This is a genomic window from Mesorhizobium sp. M8A.F.Ca.ET.021.01.1.1, assembly GCF_003998025.1.
Taxonomy (GTDB): Bacteria; Pseudomonadota; Alphaproteobacteria; order Rhizobiales; family Rhizobiaceae; genus Mesorhizobium.
In genome coordinates this window covers 1-13,239 of the sequence record NZ_RZSJ01000114.1, presented here as the reverse complement: position 1 = coordinate 13,239, position 13,239 = coordinate 1, and the positions used below count along the sequence as shown (strand labels likewise).

Here is a 13,239-nt window from a genome sequence, read left to right as displayed (position 1 = left end):
GGATCGGCCAGTGGACCGCCTTCCCCGACATCGGCACACCGGCCGCGGATCCCTATTCCAAGGCGCGCGTGGCGCGCGAGGGCGTGCTGGCGCTCGGCCGCGCCGAAGGCCTGTCCTTCGTGGCGGAAAAGGATGCCGCCGGCGACCAGCTCAAGCGGGAATGCACCTACAGGATCGAGGGTGGATTTCCAACGGCCCGGTTCTGGACGCTTTATGCCGCCGATCAATCGCTCGGCGTCGTCGAGACCGGCAAATCGCGGCTTGCGGCACTTCAGTCCTACGAGGTGCTTCGCCAACCGGACAATTCTGTGATCATTTCCGTCGGCCATCACCCGATGCCGGGCAACTGGCTTCTGACCGACGGTTCGGGAAGGATGTACTTCGTCCTGACCTTCTATGACACGCCAATCGCCAGCAGCACCGGCCTGTCGGACGTTTCGCTGCCCAGGATCGTCAAGGCAGGCTGCGATGCGTAGTTTGCGTGCCGCACTGCGCAGGCTTCTGCATGCCATCCTGCTCGGCCTCGTCGGCGCCGGCATCGTCCACATTATCGTCCTGCTTCTGGTGCCGGAATTTTCGGAACGTGATGCCTGGTCGCGTCTCTCCCTGGCGTCGGATCTCTACAGGATGAATCGGCTCGACGCCGAAGCGGGCGGTGCGCCGGTGGTGAAGTCGGTCGACCCGCTGTTCTATGCCACGGCCTGCCGCTTCGACCTCGAGGAGGGAATGGTGCGGATCAAGGCACCAGGAAACGTCCCCTTCTGGTCGGTGTCGGTCTATGACCGCAGCGGTCACAATGTCTATTCCTTCAACGACCATACGGCGACGGGCGGCAAGCTGGATGCAGTCGTGCTGACGCCGGCGCAGATGATCGACGTGCGCAAGGACCTGCCCGAAGACCTGCAGGGAGCGATTTTTGTCGAGGCGCCCATCGACGAAGGCATCTTCGTCATCCGCAGCTTCGTGCCCGACGAGAGCTGGAAGCCGATCGTGTCGCGCTTTCTCGATCAAAGTTCCTGCGAGCTGCAGGATTTCTAGGCCGCCGACCGGAGGTCCAGAGCCGAAGGGCTGACGGACAAGGCCACGGCTTCAAGGTTTAGTGATGCGGCACCGGCGTCCGTGGCGATCCCGGCTTGTCCGGGCCTGCGGGCCGCGCTTCGCCGGTGTTGGGCCGCTCATAACGGATGCCGGGAAATATGATCACGGCCGCCGGTATCTCGGTGGTTTGCTTGGCTCGATTGGTCGGTGCCGCACGCGGCACGAAAGACAGTACCATGCCCATGGTTCGCGCATTCCTCTCGGTTTCCCCGGAGCACAACGCAACGCCTCCAAATATCATTAAGGCCGGCAGAGGGTTAACGGACCGCTAACGGATCACCGCTAACTTGATCTTTGTCTTGAGGTCTGGACGTTCCGGCCGGGGCAATCGCGAAACCGACATAGCCCCGGTTGAGCGTGATCAAGGCTGTGTATCTGTTATCGGGTATCCTTCGTGTCATCTTCGGACTTCAGGCAAATCGCGATACGGACCGAATCGGGCAAGGCCGAAAGGCTGTTCCGCGCCGCGGTGTCGGCGTTCTGCTCGCTTACCCGCCCGTCGCGCCGCGAGATCGGCCAGCTCGAAGACCTGACGCTGCCGCTGTTCGACGATGTGTCCGTCGAATCGCGGCGCTACGTGGCAGCCGCCCTGTCCGAATGTGAATATGCTCCCGCGGCACTTGTGCGGCGACTGTGCGAGGAACCGGTCGACATTGCCGCGCCGCTGCTGATCCGCTCACGTGCCGTCAGCGACATCGACCTGATCGCGCTGATCGGCCGGCACGGGCTGCCGCATGCGCGCGCCATCGCGCGCCGCAAGGACCTGAACCCGACCATCGCCGATCTGATCAGGGCGCTTGAAAGACCGACCTTGGTGCGGGTGCGGGATCCGGAAGCAGCCCCGGCGCAAGGCCTTGCCGTAAAGACGCAAGCGACGGCGGACCGTGCGGAAACCCAGCAGACGCCCGGCGTTGCCGCCGAGAACGCGCGGCGCAGGCTGCGCTCCATGATGCACACCGGCGACGAAGCCTTGGCCGCGAAGGTCGATGCGTTCCCAGGTGCGGATACCTATGTCAAACTGCGCGAGACGGCACTGACGGGAAACGCCGCCTTCTTCCAGACCGCGCTAGCGGACGCCCTCGACATTGATTTCTCGATCGCGCGATCGCTGATCGCCAACCAGAACTATGCGCCACTGCTTGCGGCGCTGCGTTCGCTCGACTTCAGCGAGGACCGGGCATTCCTGGTCACGGTTGCCGTCTATCCCAGCCTGTTCCCGCATCCGCAGGCCATCCGGACCTATCTCGACCGTTACCGCCTGCTGCATCGCGATGCGGCCCTGGAGACGGTGCGGGGATGGAAAGCCGAAACCCTGTCGAAGGCGGCTCGCAACGTTTCGCCGACGAACGGCGACAGCCGCAAGGACTCGAACGGCGACGAAGCCCCCGGCCTCAGGGCGTCTTCACGGAAATAAGCTCCTCGACGGGAACGCTCCCGGCCTCGATCTCGACCACCCAGATGTCGGGATCGAATTTTTTCTCGCGCTCAAGTCTCGCATCCAGCACGGCGGCATCATCGCCGGTGGCGAGAAGGCTGAAAAAACGGTCCTCGGGCTTGGCCGAATCGTAGCTTGTCTGCGGTGCCGGCCCGTAGAGAGCCGTTCCACCCATCCTGCCCCGCGCCAGGATGAACACAGCCCCGGCCTCGGTCGCACCGCGATTGACCACGGCGGCAAATCCGCCAGCGCCGAAAACCCGGCGCAACAGGGCCGACACCCACAGATCAGCGGTCACACGCATGGAAGACTCCCGACGACATGCGGGCTCTCTATCGAAATTTCCCATGCAGGGCGAGCCGTCGTTTCGGCCGTCAGTTGGTCAGGCCGATCTCGCGCATCTTGACGTAGACGATCTCGTCGGGCTCGCCGGTCTGCGGCAGTCCGAACAGCGACTGGAATTCCTTGATCGCCGCCTTGGTGCGCGCACCGACGACGCCATCCAGTTGCATGTCGTCATTGCCGAAGGCCTTGAGCCCGGCCTGGATCTTGACGATGCGGGGATCGGGTCCTTCGGTGGAGGCCGAGGCGGAACTCGCCTGCCCGGAATTCGTCTGCCCAGAATTCGTCTGCAACGACACGGGAACGGCGGCCGACGGCATGGCGGGACGAGGCTGCGGCTTGGGCACGGCGGCGGTCTTCGGCGTTGCCCCCAACTGGTCCAGCAGCAGCGCGTCGATCTCGCCCGAGGCGTTCAGCCCGACCTTCTGCTGATAGGCCTGTATGGCCTTGCGCGTGTTGGGGCCGGAAATGCCGTCGACGGTGCCAGAATAGAAATCGAGATCCTTCAATATGCCCTGCACCTGCTCGACCACCGGATCGCCCTTGATCGGGGCGGGCGCAGCGTTGCGCCGCACGATGTTGATCGTCGTCTCCGGCTCGTTGGCTGCGTGCGGGAAGCCCTGGAAATTGCGTGTGGCGAAAAATGCCCCGGCGTGCGGGAAAGGCTGATACCACAGTGCATTCGCCGAGACGTAGAACAGCGTCACCAGGAATGCGGTCGATCCTCCCACAAGGACGGGATTGCGCGAAATCATGCCGCCAACGGCGATGGCGCCGTCCTGAAAGGCATTGCTGCGGCGTTTGACCGCCTTAGGCTGTTTTGCGGAGCGAGCCATTTCCGTCCCCTTTCGCCCTCGTCACCGGCATCGTCAGCACTCCGGTTTGGTTGGCGGGGCGTCCCTTCGGCCCGCTGACCGGCAGGCTGATGGTCACCGTGGTGCCCTCGCCCGGCATGCTTTCGATCGACATGGTCCCTTCATGCAAGGCGACCAGCCCCTTCACCAGGGAAAGGCCAAGACCCGTCCCCTCGAAACGGCGGGTATAATCGTTCTGGATCTGCATGAAGGGCTTGCCGAGATTGGCGAAATCCTCCTCGGCGATGCCGATGCCGGTGTCCCTGACCCAGAAATGCAGACGTGAGCCGATCCGCTTGGCGCCGACGACGACGTCGCCGCCGTCGGGGGTGAACTTGATCGCGTTGGAAACGAGGTTGATGAGCATCTGCTGTACGGCGCGGCGATCGGCATTGATATCGCCTGCGTCAGGGGCGATCTGCGTCCGCAGGTCGATATTCTTGGCCTGTGCCTGCAGCCGCATCATAGACTGGCACATGTCCACGGCTTCCACGAACCGGAACGGCTCCGGTTCGGTGGCGTAGACGCCCGATTCGATCCTCGATACGTCGAGTATGGATGTCACGACTGCCAGCAAATGCTGGCCCGAATCCCGCACGAGGCCGACATATTCCTTCTGGCGCGGGTCCTTGAAGGCGCCGAACATCTCATGCAGCAGCATGTCGGAGAAGCCGATGATGGCGTTCAACGGCGTGCGCAGTTCATGGCTCACCACCGCCAGGAACCTGCCCTTGGCCACTTCGGCGGCGGCCGCCGTCTCATTGGCTTGCGCCAGTTCTTCGCGCAGCCGCGCTGTCTCGTCATTCTCGCGCAGGACAAGCGTGAAAACGTCGCTTTGTTCCTCGCCGCGCACCAGTTCCAGCGCGAATGGCTGATAGTTGTCGGCCACAAACCCATTTCCGTTCTGGGTGCCGTTGCCACTCTGGGGCAGCCTGATGCGCAATTCGAGACGACGCGACAGTGCGCCGTCTCGCATGTCGGCCAGGGCGCTGAGATAGGCGACACGGTCCGACAGGTGGACGCGGTCGAAGAGGCCCGTTCCGGACAACAGCTCAGGCGGCAATTTCAGAAGCGTACGCGCCTTGGCGGACGCATCCACGACTTCGCCGTGGCGGGCGATCCGCAAGACCACCGCGTCGATGATGTCTTCCAATCGGTCCCCTGCATCGACCGTATCGGCCGCGCCGGCGGTACCGCGAAAAGCCGATATGCGCGGGATGAGGGTCAGCGCCCAGGCCAATGGCACCAACCAGTGCCAGGCGGCGATGTGCGCGTCCACGAAGGGGAGGAAGGCGGCCGACAGGGACTGAATGGCGATGGCGATGGCGGCCGAGGCGCCCCCCCACAATGCCGCACGCCGCGACGCGCCGATCCACCAGGCTTCGAATGGCAGCGCCAGGGCAAGCATGGCGACAGGTGAACTCAATCCGCCTGCGGCACCGATGAGACCGCCAAGGGCAATCGCCGCCATCGCCAGCGCGATCGGTCCCGCGGCGGCCATCTTGCCGGTCGCGGCCACCAGGAGGGCGACGAACCAGCACAGACCGAAGGCGGCGAAAATGGCGGCCATGGTCACGGCGGCCCCCATGCCCGATGTAACCAGCGTGACCGCGGCACCCGCTGCAAAGAACGGCGCGGCCAGCATCACGCCTATGAAACGGCGCTGGCGCTCGCGGTCGCTGCGCCCGAGAACGCTGGGATGAACCATGCGTTCACAACCGGCCGCCATTGCGCCAGGCAATTCAGCGTATCTGGCCTCGATCGGCATCAACTCAACGCACTCGCACTCGTCGGGAACAGCTCTGCTTTTGCAGATTGTCTTGATTGGCTTTGAAACTCGCATCCAGCGTTTAAGGAATGGATAAGGCAGGGCCGACCAAGGCCGGCCCTGCGGGAAATATCGGGATGACGGCCGCCGAAAACCCGGGCAAATGCAGCCATAGTAAACGGAGGGTTATTCGCGAACGCCCGCCATCAGCGGCCAAGCGGCAGGAACGGGATCGCCTTGATTTGCGAAAAATGTCATATAAACAAATAGATAAATGGTTATCGGATGGTAACGAGAATCGTCCCGATATGAAACAAATCGACAGCAAAAACGCTTCGTTTCGAATTTGCCTAAAATTTGAGGAAAATTCTCGGCGATCATGCAAGCCGTCTTTCGTCCCTGTGTGCCAATATCCTGCCCATAAAAGAGGTCATGCCATATGATGCATGATCCGGTCACGACGAGAGGCAAGGCATGTTCTTCCTGATAAGAATGGCTTTCTGGTTTTCACTTGTGCTGCTGGCGCTGCCGCTGGGCGTCGGGTCCGATGAAACGGGCCAGGAAAGCGTCGGGCCGATCCAGGCCCTGTTCGCGGCGCGCGACGCCGTCGGCGACATCGCCGGAATCTGCGAACGCAAGCCCGATGTCTGCGAAACCGGCAAGTCGGCGATGCACACCATCACCGCACGCGCCAAGGAGACCGCCAAGATCGCGGCCGCCATGCTGGACGACAAGTCCGCCGGCCCCGACACCTCGACAATGACGGGCAGCGTGCCGGACGAAATCGTCCTGCCCCAGACGGTCAACTTGCCGATAAAGAATTAAGCCGTCTCGACGGCGCACCGCGGATCGTTTGCCCTCTCGACGCCTGCGGTGTCCTTGTTTTTTCCGTGACGCGGCGCCGCCGCGTGACTATATCCGGGTCATGACGACCACGATCCAGACGATCCGCGACGACTTCTCGTTCCTCGAGGAATGGGAGGACCGCTATCGTTACGTCATCGAGCTCGGCGAAGCGCTGCCTCCCTTCCCCGATGCGGAGCGCAACGCCGCCAACAAGGTGCCGGGTTGCGTCAGCCAGGTCTGGCTGACCACCGAACGGGGTTCGGGCGCCGATCCCGTCATCACCTTCACGGGCGATTCGGACGCCCATATCGTGCGCGGACTGGTCGCGATCATGTTGGCGCTGTTTTCCGGAAAGACAGCCAGCGAAATCCAGAAAACCGACGCTGAAGCAACGCTGAAGGCACTCGGCCTCGACGAGCACCTGTCCCCCCAGCGCGCCAACGGCCTTCGCTCGATGGTCAAGCGCATCAAGCGCGACGCCGAGATGGCGCTCGCGCAGACTGCCTGACAGGCTTCTTCACACCTTTCCTGGAATTGCTCTGGCCCTCAAAATCAAACGGCGCCCGAAGGCGCCGTCCGATTTCAGGTCCAATCCGGCAGTATCGGCTACCGCGCCTTGCGCTTGCGGCCGAGGCCCATCTTCTTGGCAAGCTGCGAGCGGGCCGCCGCGTAGTTCGGGGCAACCATCGGATAGCTTGGGTCCAGGTTCCACTTTTCGCGATACTGATCGGGCGTCAGATCGTAGTGGGTCATCAGGTGACGCTTGAGCGACTTGAACTTCTTGCCGTCTTCAAGACAGACAATGTAGTCGTCGTGAACCGAGCGCTTCGGGTTGACAGCCGGCTTCTGCTTGTCCGCAGGCGGCTGTTCGACGGTACCGCCCACACGCCCAAGAGCGGCGTGGACATCGGATATCAGGTTCGGCAGTTCGCCGACCGGCACGGGATTGTTGCTGACATAGGCAGCCACCACATCGGCGGTGAGCTCGATCAGCGCATCATTGTTTCTGGAAGGTGTTTCGACAATATCCATGGTCTTCAGGCCCCAACAAGAGTTACGTCGGTCTGCGCCCTTTTTTACAAGCAGGGCATTGCACGAATTTTTTGCAGATAGAGCATCCGCGATTCGTGTCACGGGGACATCAATGCGACCACACGTCAAGTAAGTCAATTCGCTCTTTGCATTATATTTAGGAATGTTGATCAACTATTCCGGGATCAGCTTCAATCTTTCGTGCACCATGTAATTTTTCGATATTTCGGTCGCCAAACGGACAAAGGCTGACGTTGGGTCAGCTAATCGTTACATTCGCGATAACTCACAAAACAAGCTTCAATGCTCCGGTTTGCTTGACGAGCACACCGGCAAGCTTGGTTGTTCACACCTGTCCACAAAACCACAGGTTGCCAAACCATTCCCCGGTCAAGCAGGCCACTCCGGGGTCAAAACGGCACGATGTATCCGCCATAGGCCCAGCCGGTGACGAAGACGCCGTTCCTGGCGGGGTCATGCCAGACTTCGCACCAGCGATAGCGAACCGTCTGCTGCTGTTTCCATGCCTCCTGGCCGGCAATATCGAGCAGATCCATGCCGCCGGTGCATCGTCCGGTCATCTGCAGGACGGTCCCGTTCTGGTATGCGGCCTGCTTCTGGGAGATGCCCGACGGATATTTGCGCACATTGAGCGTGTCGCCGAACGGCACATTGGCTACTTGCCAAGCTGCGAATACGGTCGCATGAGACTGGCCGGCAAAGACCAGAGTCAACGAAGCGACGGCGAAGACCGCAGCAATACGAGACCGAACAGTCATCTTCTCTCCTCCCGACCATCTCAGGGCCCGACACCACCTCTACGCAACAGCTCTTGAACCCGCGCTGATCTGCGCGTTCATACATCGTTCAAGATATTTCCAGAGCGAGACGCAATGACCAGGACTTCCCGATTTCCGACCGTCAACCCGCCTGCCCCCGAAAAAAGGCCGGTCTCGGATACGCATCACGGCATCACGCGAACCGATGACTATGCCTGGCTGCGGGCGGATAACTGGCAGGAGATGTTCAGGGACCCTTCCTTGCTCGATCCTGGGATCCGCGCCGAACTCGAAGCCGAGAATGCCTACCATTCGGCGCTGATGGCCGACACGTCGGATCTGCAAAAGCAGCTTTTCAAGGAAATGAAGGGCCGCATCAAGGAAGACGATTCTTCCGTTCCCATGAAGGACGGTCCTTACGCCTATGGGTCTTCCTTCAAGCTTGGCGGCGAGCAGCCGCGCTATTTCCGCATGCCGCGCGACGGCGGACTCGAGCAGATCCTGCTCGACGGCGACGCCGAGGCCGAGGGCAAGGCCTATTTCCGGCTTGGCGGCGTCGATCATTCGGCCGATCATCGCAAGCTGCTGTGGGCCTTCGACGACAAGGGTTCCGAATTCTACACGCTGCGTGTGCGCGACCTTGCCGATGGCAGGGAACTGGCGGACCAGATTCCCGCCACCGGCGGTTCGGGCGTCTGGGACGCAGGCAATGACGGGTTCTTCTATACGCGTCTCGATCCGAACCACCGGCCGTCCAAAGTGCTGTTCCACGCCTTGGGCCAAGATCCTGAAAACGACCGCCTGATCTATGAGGAAACCGACCCCGGCTTCTTCATGAACGTCGACGGGACCCGCAACAATCAATGGATCATGATCGGCATCAACGATCACGAGACTTCGGAATATCGCCTGTTGAGCGCCAGCGATCCGTTTGCCGAGCCGAAGCTGGTGTCGGCGCGCGAGACCGGCCTTCAGTATGAGCTGGAGGAAGGCGGCGACATATTCTTCATCCTGACCAATGCGGACGGTGCCAAGGACTTCAAGATCATGACGGCGCCGGCGAGCGATCCTGTCCGCGCCAACTGGCAGGAACTGGTGCCGCATGAACCGGGCCGGCTGATCCTGTCGGTGATCGGCTTCAAGGACCACATGGTCCGGCTCGAGCGCAAGGAAGGCCTGCCGCGCATCGTCGTGCGTGACCGCGCCAGCGGCGAAGAGCATCTGATCTTCTTCGATGAGGAAGCCTTCTCGCTCGGCCTTTCGGGGTCCCTGGAATACGACACCGAGATGATGCGCTTTTCCTACTCGTCGATGACGACGCCGTCGCAGATGTTCGACTACAACATGCGCACCCGTGAGCGTGTGCTGCTCAAGACCCAGGAAGTGCCGTCCGGCCACGACCCGCATCAATACGTCACGAGGCGGCTGATGGCGCCCGCGGCCGATGGCGAACTGGTGCCGATCTCGCTTCTGCACCACCGCGACACGCCGCTGGACGGCTCCGCGCCCTGCCTGCTCTACGGTTATGGCTCCTATGGCATTGCCGTGCCGGCCGCCTTCAATACCAACTGGTTCTCACTCGTCGACCGCGGCCTAGTCTTTGCCATTGCCCATGTCCGCGGCGGCAAGGACAAGGGTTATGGCTGGTACGATGACGGCAAGCGGGCACAGAAGATGAACACCTTCACCGATTTCATCGCCTGCGCCCGTCACCTCGTTGCCGAGCGCTATACCGCGCATGACCGCATCGTCGCGCAGGGCGGCTCGGCCGGCGGCATGCTGATGGGCGCCATCGCCAACATGGCGCCGGATTGCTTCGGAGGCATCGTGGCCGAGGTTCCGTTCGTCGACGTGCTTACCACCATGCTCGACGCGACGCTGCCGCTGACCCCGCCGGAATGGCCGGAATGGGGCAATCCGATTGCATCGGCCGACGACTACCGGACGATCGCCGCCTATTCGCCCTACGACAATGTTGCCGCGCTCGACTACCCGGCGATCCTGGCGCTCGCCGGTCTTACCGATCCGCGCGTCACCTATTGGGAGCCGGCCAAGTGGGTGGCGCGGCTGCGTGACCGCAAGAGCGGCGATAATCCGGTGCTGTTCAAGATCAACATGGATTCCGGCCATGCCGGCGCGTCCGGCCGGTTTTCACGCCTGGAGGAGATCGCCTATACCTATGCCTTCACCCTGAAGGTGACGGACAAGGCATAGCTAACGGAGGAACGCCGCGGTGATCGATCTGTCCACATTGATAGCCTATATCGCGGTTGTGTTCGGCTTTGTCTTCATTCCGGGTCCGGCCACATTGTTGACGATCGCGCGCGCGACGAGTTCGGGAACCAGGGTCGGGATCGCCACCGGCGCCGGGATCGCGGCCGGCGATGTGTTTCATACCGTCATGGCGATGGTCGGCATCTCGGCGATCATCGCCACATCGGCGACGCTGTTCAGCATCGTGAAGTATATCGGCGCGGCCTATCTCGTTTACCTCGGCATTCGCGCCATCATCGAGAAAGCGCCGACCGATCCGACCGCCGGCGCGCTTGCAATCTCCGCCGGCAAGGCGTTTCGACTGGCTGTCCTGACCGAGGTGCTCAACCCCAAGACCGCGCTTTTCTTCCTCGCTTTCCTGCCTCAGTTCGTGCGGCCCGAAAACGGATCGGCGATGGTTCAGTTGGCCGTATTGGGGATCATCTTCGTCGTGCTGGGCCTATTCAGCACGGTTGTGTTCGCGGTGAGCGCGGGGCGGCTCGGCAGTTTCCTGCACCGAAATCCGACAGTGCTGAAATGGCAGGGCAAGGTTGTCGGCGGCATCTATTGTGCGCTCGGTGTACGCCTGGCCTTGCAACAGCGCTGAGGTCAGGCAGCCACGCGTCTGTCGGCAGGCATGATGATCATGACTTTTTGAATTCCGCGCGGCTCATTTCCGCTCGCAATTGCGACGCTCGCGCGTTACCCAAAGCACGACTTTTCCCGGCCACGAAGCCCACACTCGCACAAGGGTCCATCATGCTGCTCGTCGACGTCTATCTCGACAAATCGCCGATCCAGGGCATCGGTGTGTTTGCCAAGCACCACATTGCCAAGGGCACGCTGGTCTGGAAGCTCGACCCCCGGTTCGACCGGATCATCGACGTCGAGACCTATGAGGGCGAGACCGGGCCGGTGAAGAACTATCTCGACCGCTATTCCTACCCCGACCGGCGCGATCCGGCCTATATCGTCTTCGAAGCCGACGACGCCCGCTACATGAACCATGACGACGAGCCGAATTGCGATGTCTCGTCGCCCGAGGAAACCTACGCCTTGCGCGACATCGCGCCCGGCGAGGAGATGACCTGCAACTACAACCATTTCTTCGAAACGGGCTTCGATTTCCTCGGCGATCGACACCTGCAGTCCGAAGACTAGTTCGTGCTTTTCTTGCGCGGCGGATAGCCGTTGGGATGCGGCGGTACCGCCTTGAGATAGGCGGCAATCGCCGCACGGTCGTCCGCCGTCAGCTCGGCCATGTTGCGCTGCACATCGACCATCGCGCCGCCAGCGGAATCGAAATCCGGCGTGAACCCGGTTTCGAGGTAGTTGGCAATGTCGGCTTCCGACCAGTTGGTGATGCCACTCCCACCCGAAGTGATGTTCGGCACGACGCCCGAGCCCTCGGCTGCCACAGCACCGGCCAGCCATTCGCTTTTCCTGATGCCGCCAGCCAAGTCGCGGGGCGTATGGCATTCGCCGCAATGACCTGGCCCTTCGACCAGATAGCGGCCTGCCATCACGGGTTCCGGCGTGCCGCCAGGCAGCGGAATGACAGGCTGGTCGCTGAGATAGAGGCGCTTCCATAGGCCAATGCCGCGCCGGATGTTGAACGGGAACGCCAGCGAATTGCCCGGCGTCTTGCCGGCGACGGCGGGAAGCGTCTTCAGGAAGGCATAGAGATCGGCAATGTCGGAAGGTTTCATGCGCGCGTAGGACGCGTAGGGAAACGCCGGATACAAATGATGACCCGAGGGCGATACGCCTTTCAACATGGCGTTGGCGAGATCCTCGGCCGACCATGCGCCGATGCCGTCCTTGGGGTCTTGCGAAATATTGGGCGGAACGAAGGTGCCGAACGGCGTCTTGAGTTCAAGGCCACCCACGAGCTGAAGCCGTGCATCGCCCTGCGACCCAGGTTTCGCATGGCAGGAGGTGCAGCCGCCTGCATAAAAAATCCGCTTGCCCCGAACAGCATCGCCGGGGCCGAGTTGCGCCAACGCCGCCGCATCAAGCTTGACCGGCGCCGACAGCAGCCAACCGGCTGCCGCGCCGACGACGCCCAGAACGAGGGCCGCGCCGACGAGCTTCTTCAGCCATGCCATATCAGGCAATCAGCCCTTCTTGACCCTGTAGCTCTGATGGCAGGCGCCGCAATTCGACCCAAGAACGCCGACTTGCGCTTTGAGCGCATCGACATCGCCAGGAGCTGCCGCGACCGCGGCCTTGACGTCGGAGAGATACTTGTCCTCGGCCGCCTTGAAGCCGGCCATGTCTTCCCAGATCTTTGGTGCCGCCGTGGTGTCGCCGGCATCGCTGCCCTTCGGGAACAAGGCCTCTACGTCGAATTTCTCGGCATTTTCCTGCACGGCCTGCAGCTGCGTCAGCACCGCGGCGGCATCAAAGGGTTCCTCGCCCTTGACCACTTTCGCCAGGCCGCCGACGATCTTTCCGCGTTCCTTCATCAGAGCCTGCCGGTCGAGGATCGGATCGGCAAAGGCCGCCGACGCGGCGAGTGCGAGCATGGAGATGGCGATGACAAGCTTTCTCATTCATTTGGCTCCGTGATGAAGGCATTCAGGACAGGACGTTAACGGACGTGGCGGGAGGAATATTCCCTTCTCGCGGCATGAATTTTGTATGACCTTTGCTTGTGCGGCACTTCGGTACAAAAAAGAAAAGCCCCGTCTTGCGGGGCTTTTCTGGAGGCCTGTCAGGCTTTTTCGTAGAGTTCGAGAACGTGATCCCAGTTGATCAGGCTGTCGACGAAGGCCTCGAGATATTTCGGCCGGGCGTTGCGGTAGTCGATGTAATAGGAGTGTTCCCAGA

General features: G+C 61.8%; 18 protein-coding genes. 8 read left to right on the top strand and 10 right to left on the bottom strand.

Translation table 11 applies throughout. The features are described 5' to 3' along the window. The first annotated feature begins 2 nt into the window (after window positions 1–2). Window positions 3–476, top strand: a complete 474-nt coding sequence (locus EOA36_RS11995; protein WP_245464327.1) for a DUF1214 domain-containing protein — start codon at window positions 3–5, stop codon at window positions 474–476. Further along, complete coding sequence (locus EOA36_RS11990; RefSeq protein WP_127277827.1) at window positions 469–1,038, top strand: DUF1254 domain-containing protein; 570 nt, start codon at window positions 469–471, stop codon at window positions 1,036–1,038. The genes EOA36_RS11995 and EOA36_RS11990 overlap by 8 nt, the downstream gene beginning before the upstream one ends. A gap of 58 nt (window positions 1,039–1,096) precedes the next feature. Here EOA36_RS11990 and EOA36_RS11985 read toward each other — a convergent pair whose 3' ends face one another. Continuing rightward, window positions 1,097–1,282 (bottom strand): hypothetical protein, encoded by a 186-nt coding sequence (locus EOA36_RS11985; RefSeq protein WP_127277826.1) that lies wholly within the window; start codon window positions 1,280–1,282, stop codon window positions 1,097–1,099. A 210-nt stretch (window positions 1,283–1,492) separates the two neighbouring features. On the opposite strand from EOA36_RS11985, the gene EOA36_RS11980 reads away from it, so the two are divergent. Further along, window positions 1,493–2,512, top strand: a complete 1,020-nt coding sequence (locus EOA36_RS11980; protein WP_189553192.1) for a hypothetical protein — start codon at window positions 1,493–1,495, stop codon at window positions 2,510–2,512. Here the strand turns inward: EOA36_RS11980 and EOA36_RS11975 are convergent. The 4 genes from EOA36_RS11975 to EOA36_RS37730 form a co-directional block, all read right to left on the bottom strand. After that, window positions 2,490–2,837, bottom strand: a complete 348-nt coding sequence (locus EOA36_RS11975; protein ID WP_127277824.1) for a DUF1491 family protein — start codon at window positions 2,835–2,837, stop codon at window positions 2,490–2,492. The two genes, EOA36_RS11980 and EOA36_RS11975, sit on opposite strands and share 23 nt — an antisense overlap. A 70-nt stretch (window positions 2,838–2,907) precedes the next feature. Next, a complete protein-coding gene (locus EOA36_RS11970) occupies window positions 2,908–3,711 on the bottom strand; it encodes a peptidoglycan-binding protein (RefSeq protein WP_127277823.1) in 804 nt (267 codons plus the stop codon). Continuing rightward, entirely contained in the window at window positions 3,686–5,437 is a 1,752-nt protein-coding gene (locus EOA36_RS11965) for a HAMP domain-containing sensor histidine kinase (RefSeq protein WP_127277822.1), read from the bottom strand. Before EOA36_RS11965 ends, EOA36_RS11970 begins: the two co-directional genes overlap by 26 nt. A 246-nt stretch (window positions 5,438–5,683) precedes the next feature. Beyond that, window positions 5,684–5,878 (bottom strand): hypothetical protein, encoded by a 195-nt coding sequence (locus EOA36_RS37730; RefSeq protein WP_127277821.1) that lies wholly within the window; start codon window positions 5,876–5,878, stop codon window positions 5,684–5,686. 93 nt (window positions 5,879–5,971) lie between these two features. Between EOA36_RS37730 and EOA36_RS11955 the strand changes: the two genes are divergently transcribed. Both EOA36_RS11955 and EOA36_RS11950 read left to right on the top strand, forming a co-directional pair. After that, window positions 5,972–6,322 carry a DUF5330 domain-containing protein gene (locus EOA36_RS11955; protein WP_127277820.1) on the top strand — a complete coding sequence of 117 codons (351 nt, stop codon included), beginning with the start codon at window positions 5,972–5,974 and terminating at the stop codon, window positions 6,320–6,322. 100 nt (window positions 6,323–6,422) lie between these two features. Then, entirely contained in the window at window positions 6,423–6,851 is a 429-nt protein-coding gene (locus tag EOA36_RS11950) for a SufE family protein (protein ID WP_127277819.1), read from the top strand. Window positions 6,852–6,949: 98 nt separating this feature from the next. Here EOA36_RS11950 and EOA36_RS11945 read toward each other — a convergent pair whose 3' ends face one another. Both EOA36_RS11945 and EOA36_RS11940 read right to left on the bottom strand, forming a co-directional pair. After that, window positions 6,950–7,375 carry a MucR family transcriptional regulator gene (locus tag EOA36_RS11945; RefSeq protein WP_027143963.1) on the bottom strand — a complete coding sequence of 142 codons (426 nt, stop codon included), beginning with the start codon at window positions 7,373–7,375 and terminating at the stop codon, window positions 6,950–6,952. Window positions 7,376–7,785: 410 nt separating this feature from the next. Next, complete coding sequence (locus EOA36_RS11940) at window positions 7,786–8,154, bottom strand: SH3 domain-containing protein (RefSeq protein WP_127277818.1); 369 nt, start codon at window positions 8,152–8,154, stop codon at window positions 7,786–7,788. A gap of 114 nt (window positions 8,155–8,268) precedes the next feature. Here EOA36_RS11940 and EOA36_RS11935 point away from each other — a divergent pair, with 114 nt between their 5' ends. The 3 genes from EOA36_RS11935 (at window position 8,269) to EOA36_RS11925 (ending at window position 11,568) form a co-directional block, all read left to right on the top strand. Beyond that, on the top strand, window positions 8,269–10,368 hold the full coding sequence (locus tag EOA36_RS11935; protein ID WP_127277817.1) for a S9 family peptidase: 2,100 nt from the start codon (window positions 8,269–8,271) through the stop codon (window positions 10,366–10,368). Window positions 10,369–10,387: 19 nt separating this feature from the next. Then, window positions 10,388–11,014 (top strand): LysE family translocator, encoded by a 627-nt coding sequence (locus tag EOA36_RS11930; protein WP_127277816.1) that lies wholly within the window; start codon window positions 10,388–10,390, stop codon window positions 11,012–11,014. A gap of 152 nt (window positions 11,015–11,166) precedes the next feature. After that, on the top strand, window positions 11,167–11,568 hold the full coding sequence (locus EOA36_RS11925) for an SET domain-containing protein-lysine N-methyltransferase (RefSeq protein ID WP_127277815.1): 402 nt from the start codon (window positions 11,167–11,169) through the stop codon (window positions 11,566–11,568). Here the strand turns inward: EOA36_RS11925 and EOA36_RS11920 are convergent. The 3 genes from EOA36_RS11920 to EOA36_RS11910 form a co-directional block, all read right to left on the bottom strand. Then, on the bottom strand, window positions 11,565–12,515 hold the full coding sequence (locus tag EOA36_RS11920; protein ID WP_127277814.1) for a cytochrome c: 951 nt from the start codon (window positions 12,513–12,515) through the stop codon (window positions 11,565–11,567). The genes EOA36_RS11925 and EOA36_RS11920 overlap by 4 nt on opposite strands. Window positions 12,516–12,524: 9 nt before the next feature. Further along, window positions 12,525–12,962, bottom strand: a complete 438-nt coding sequence (locus EOA36_RS11915; RefSeq protein ID WP_127277813.1) for a cytochrome c — start codon at window positions 12,960–12,962, stop codon at window positions 12,525–12,527. A 161-nt stretch (window positions 12,963–13,123) separates the two neighbouring features. Next, window positions 13,124–13,239: Fe-Mn family superoxide dismutase (locus tag EOA36_RS11910; protein WP_281040051.1), on the bottom strand; the 116-nt coding region annotated here is incomplete at its 5' end.

Excerpts from the sequence above, each read along its gene's own strand:
- EOA36_RS11990 (WP_127277827.1), top strand. The coding sequence starts at position 469 with ATGCGTAGTTTGCGTGCCGCACTGCGCAGGCTTCTGCATGCCATCCTG.
- EOA36_RS11985 (WP_127277826.1), bottom strand. The coding sequence starts at position 1,282 with ATGGGCATGGTACTGTCTTTCGTGCCGCGTGCGGCACCGACCAATCGA.
- EOA36_RS11975 (WP_127277824.1), bottom strand. The coding sequence starts at position 2,837 with ATGCGTGTGACCGCTGATCTGTGGGTGTCGGCCCTGTTGCGCCGGGTT.
- EOA36_RS11970 (WP_127277823.1), bottom strand. The coding sequence starts at position 3,711 with ATGGCTCGCTCCGCAAAACAGCCTAAGGCGGTCAAACGCCGCAGCAAT.
- EOA36_RS11965 (WP_127277822.1), bottom strand. The coding sequence starts at position 5,437 with ATGGTTCATCCCAGCGTTCTCGGGCGCAGCGACCGCGAGCGCCAGCGC.
- EOA36_RS37730 (WP_127277821.1), bottom strand. The coding sequence starts at position 5,878 with ATGATCGCCGAGAATTTTCCTCAAATTTTAGGCAAATTCGAAACGAAG.
- EOA36_RS11955 (WP_127277820.1), top strand. The coding sequence starts at position 5,972 with ATGTTCTTCCTGATAAGAATGGCTTTCTGGTTTTCACTTGTGCTGCTG.
- EOA36_RS11950 (WP_127277819.1), top strand. The coding sequence starts at position 6,423 with ATGACGACCACGATCCAGACGATCCGCGACGACTTCTCGTTCCTCGAG.
- EOA36_RS11945 (WP_027143963.1), bottom strand. The coding sequence starts at position 7,375 with ATGGATATTGTCGAAACACCTTCCAGAAACAATGATGCGCTGATCGAG.
- EOA36_RS11940 (WP_127277818.1), bottom strand. The coding sequence starts at position 8,154 with ATGACTGTTCGGTCTCGTATTGCTGCGGTCTTCGCCGTCGCTTCGTTG.
- EOA36_RS11935 (WP_127277817.1), top strand. The coding sequence starts at position 8,269 with ATGACCAGGACTTCCCGATTTCCGACCGTCAACCCGCCTGCCCCCGAA.
- EOA36_RS11925 (WP_127277815.1), top strand. The coding sequence starts at position 11,167 with ATGCTGCTCGTCGACGTCTATCTCGACAAATCGCCGATCCAGGGCATC.
- EOA36_RS11920 (WP_127277814.1), bottom strand. The coding sequence starts at position 12,515 with ATGGCATGGCTGAAGAAGCTCGTCGGCGCGGCCCTCGTTCTGGGCGTC.
- EOA36_RS11915 (WP_127277813.1), bottom strand. The coding sequence starts at position 12,962 with ATGAGAAAGCTTGTCATCGCCATCTCCATGCTCGCACTCGCCGCGTCG.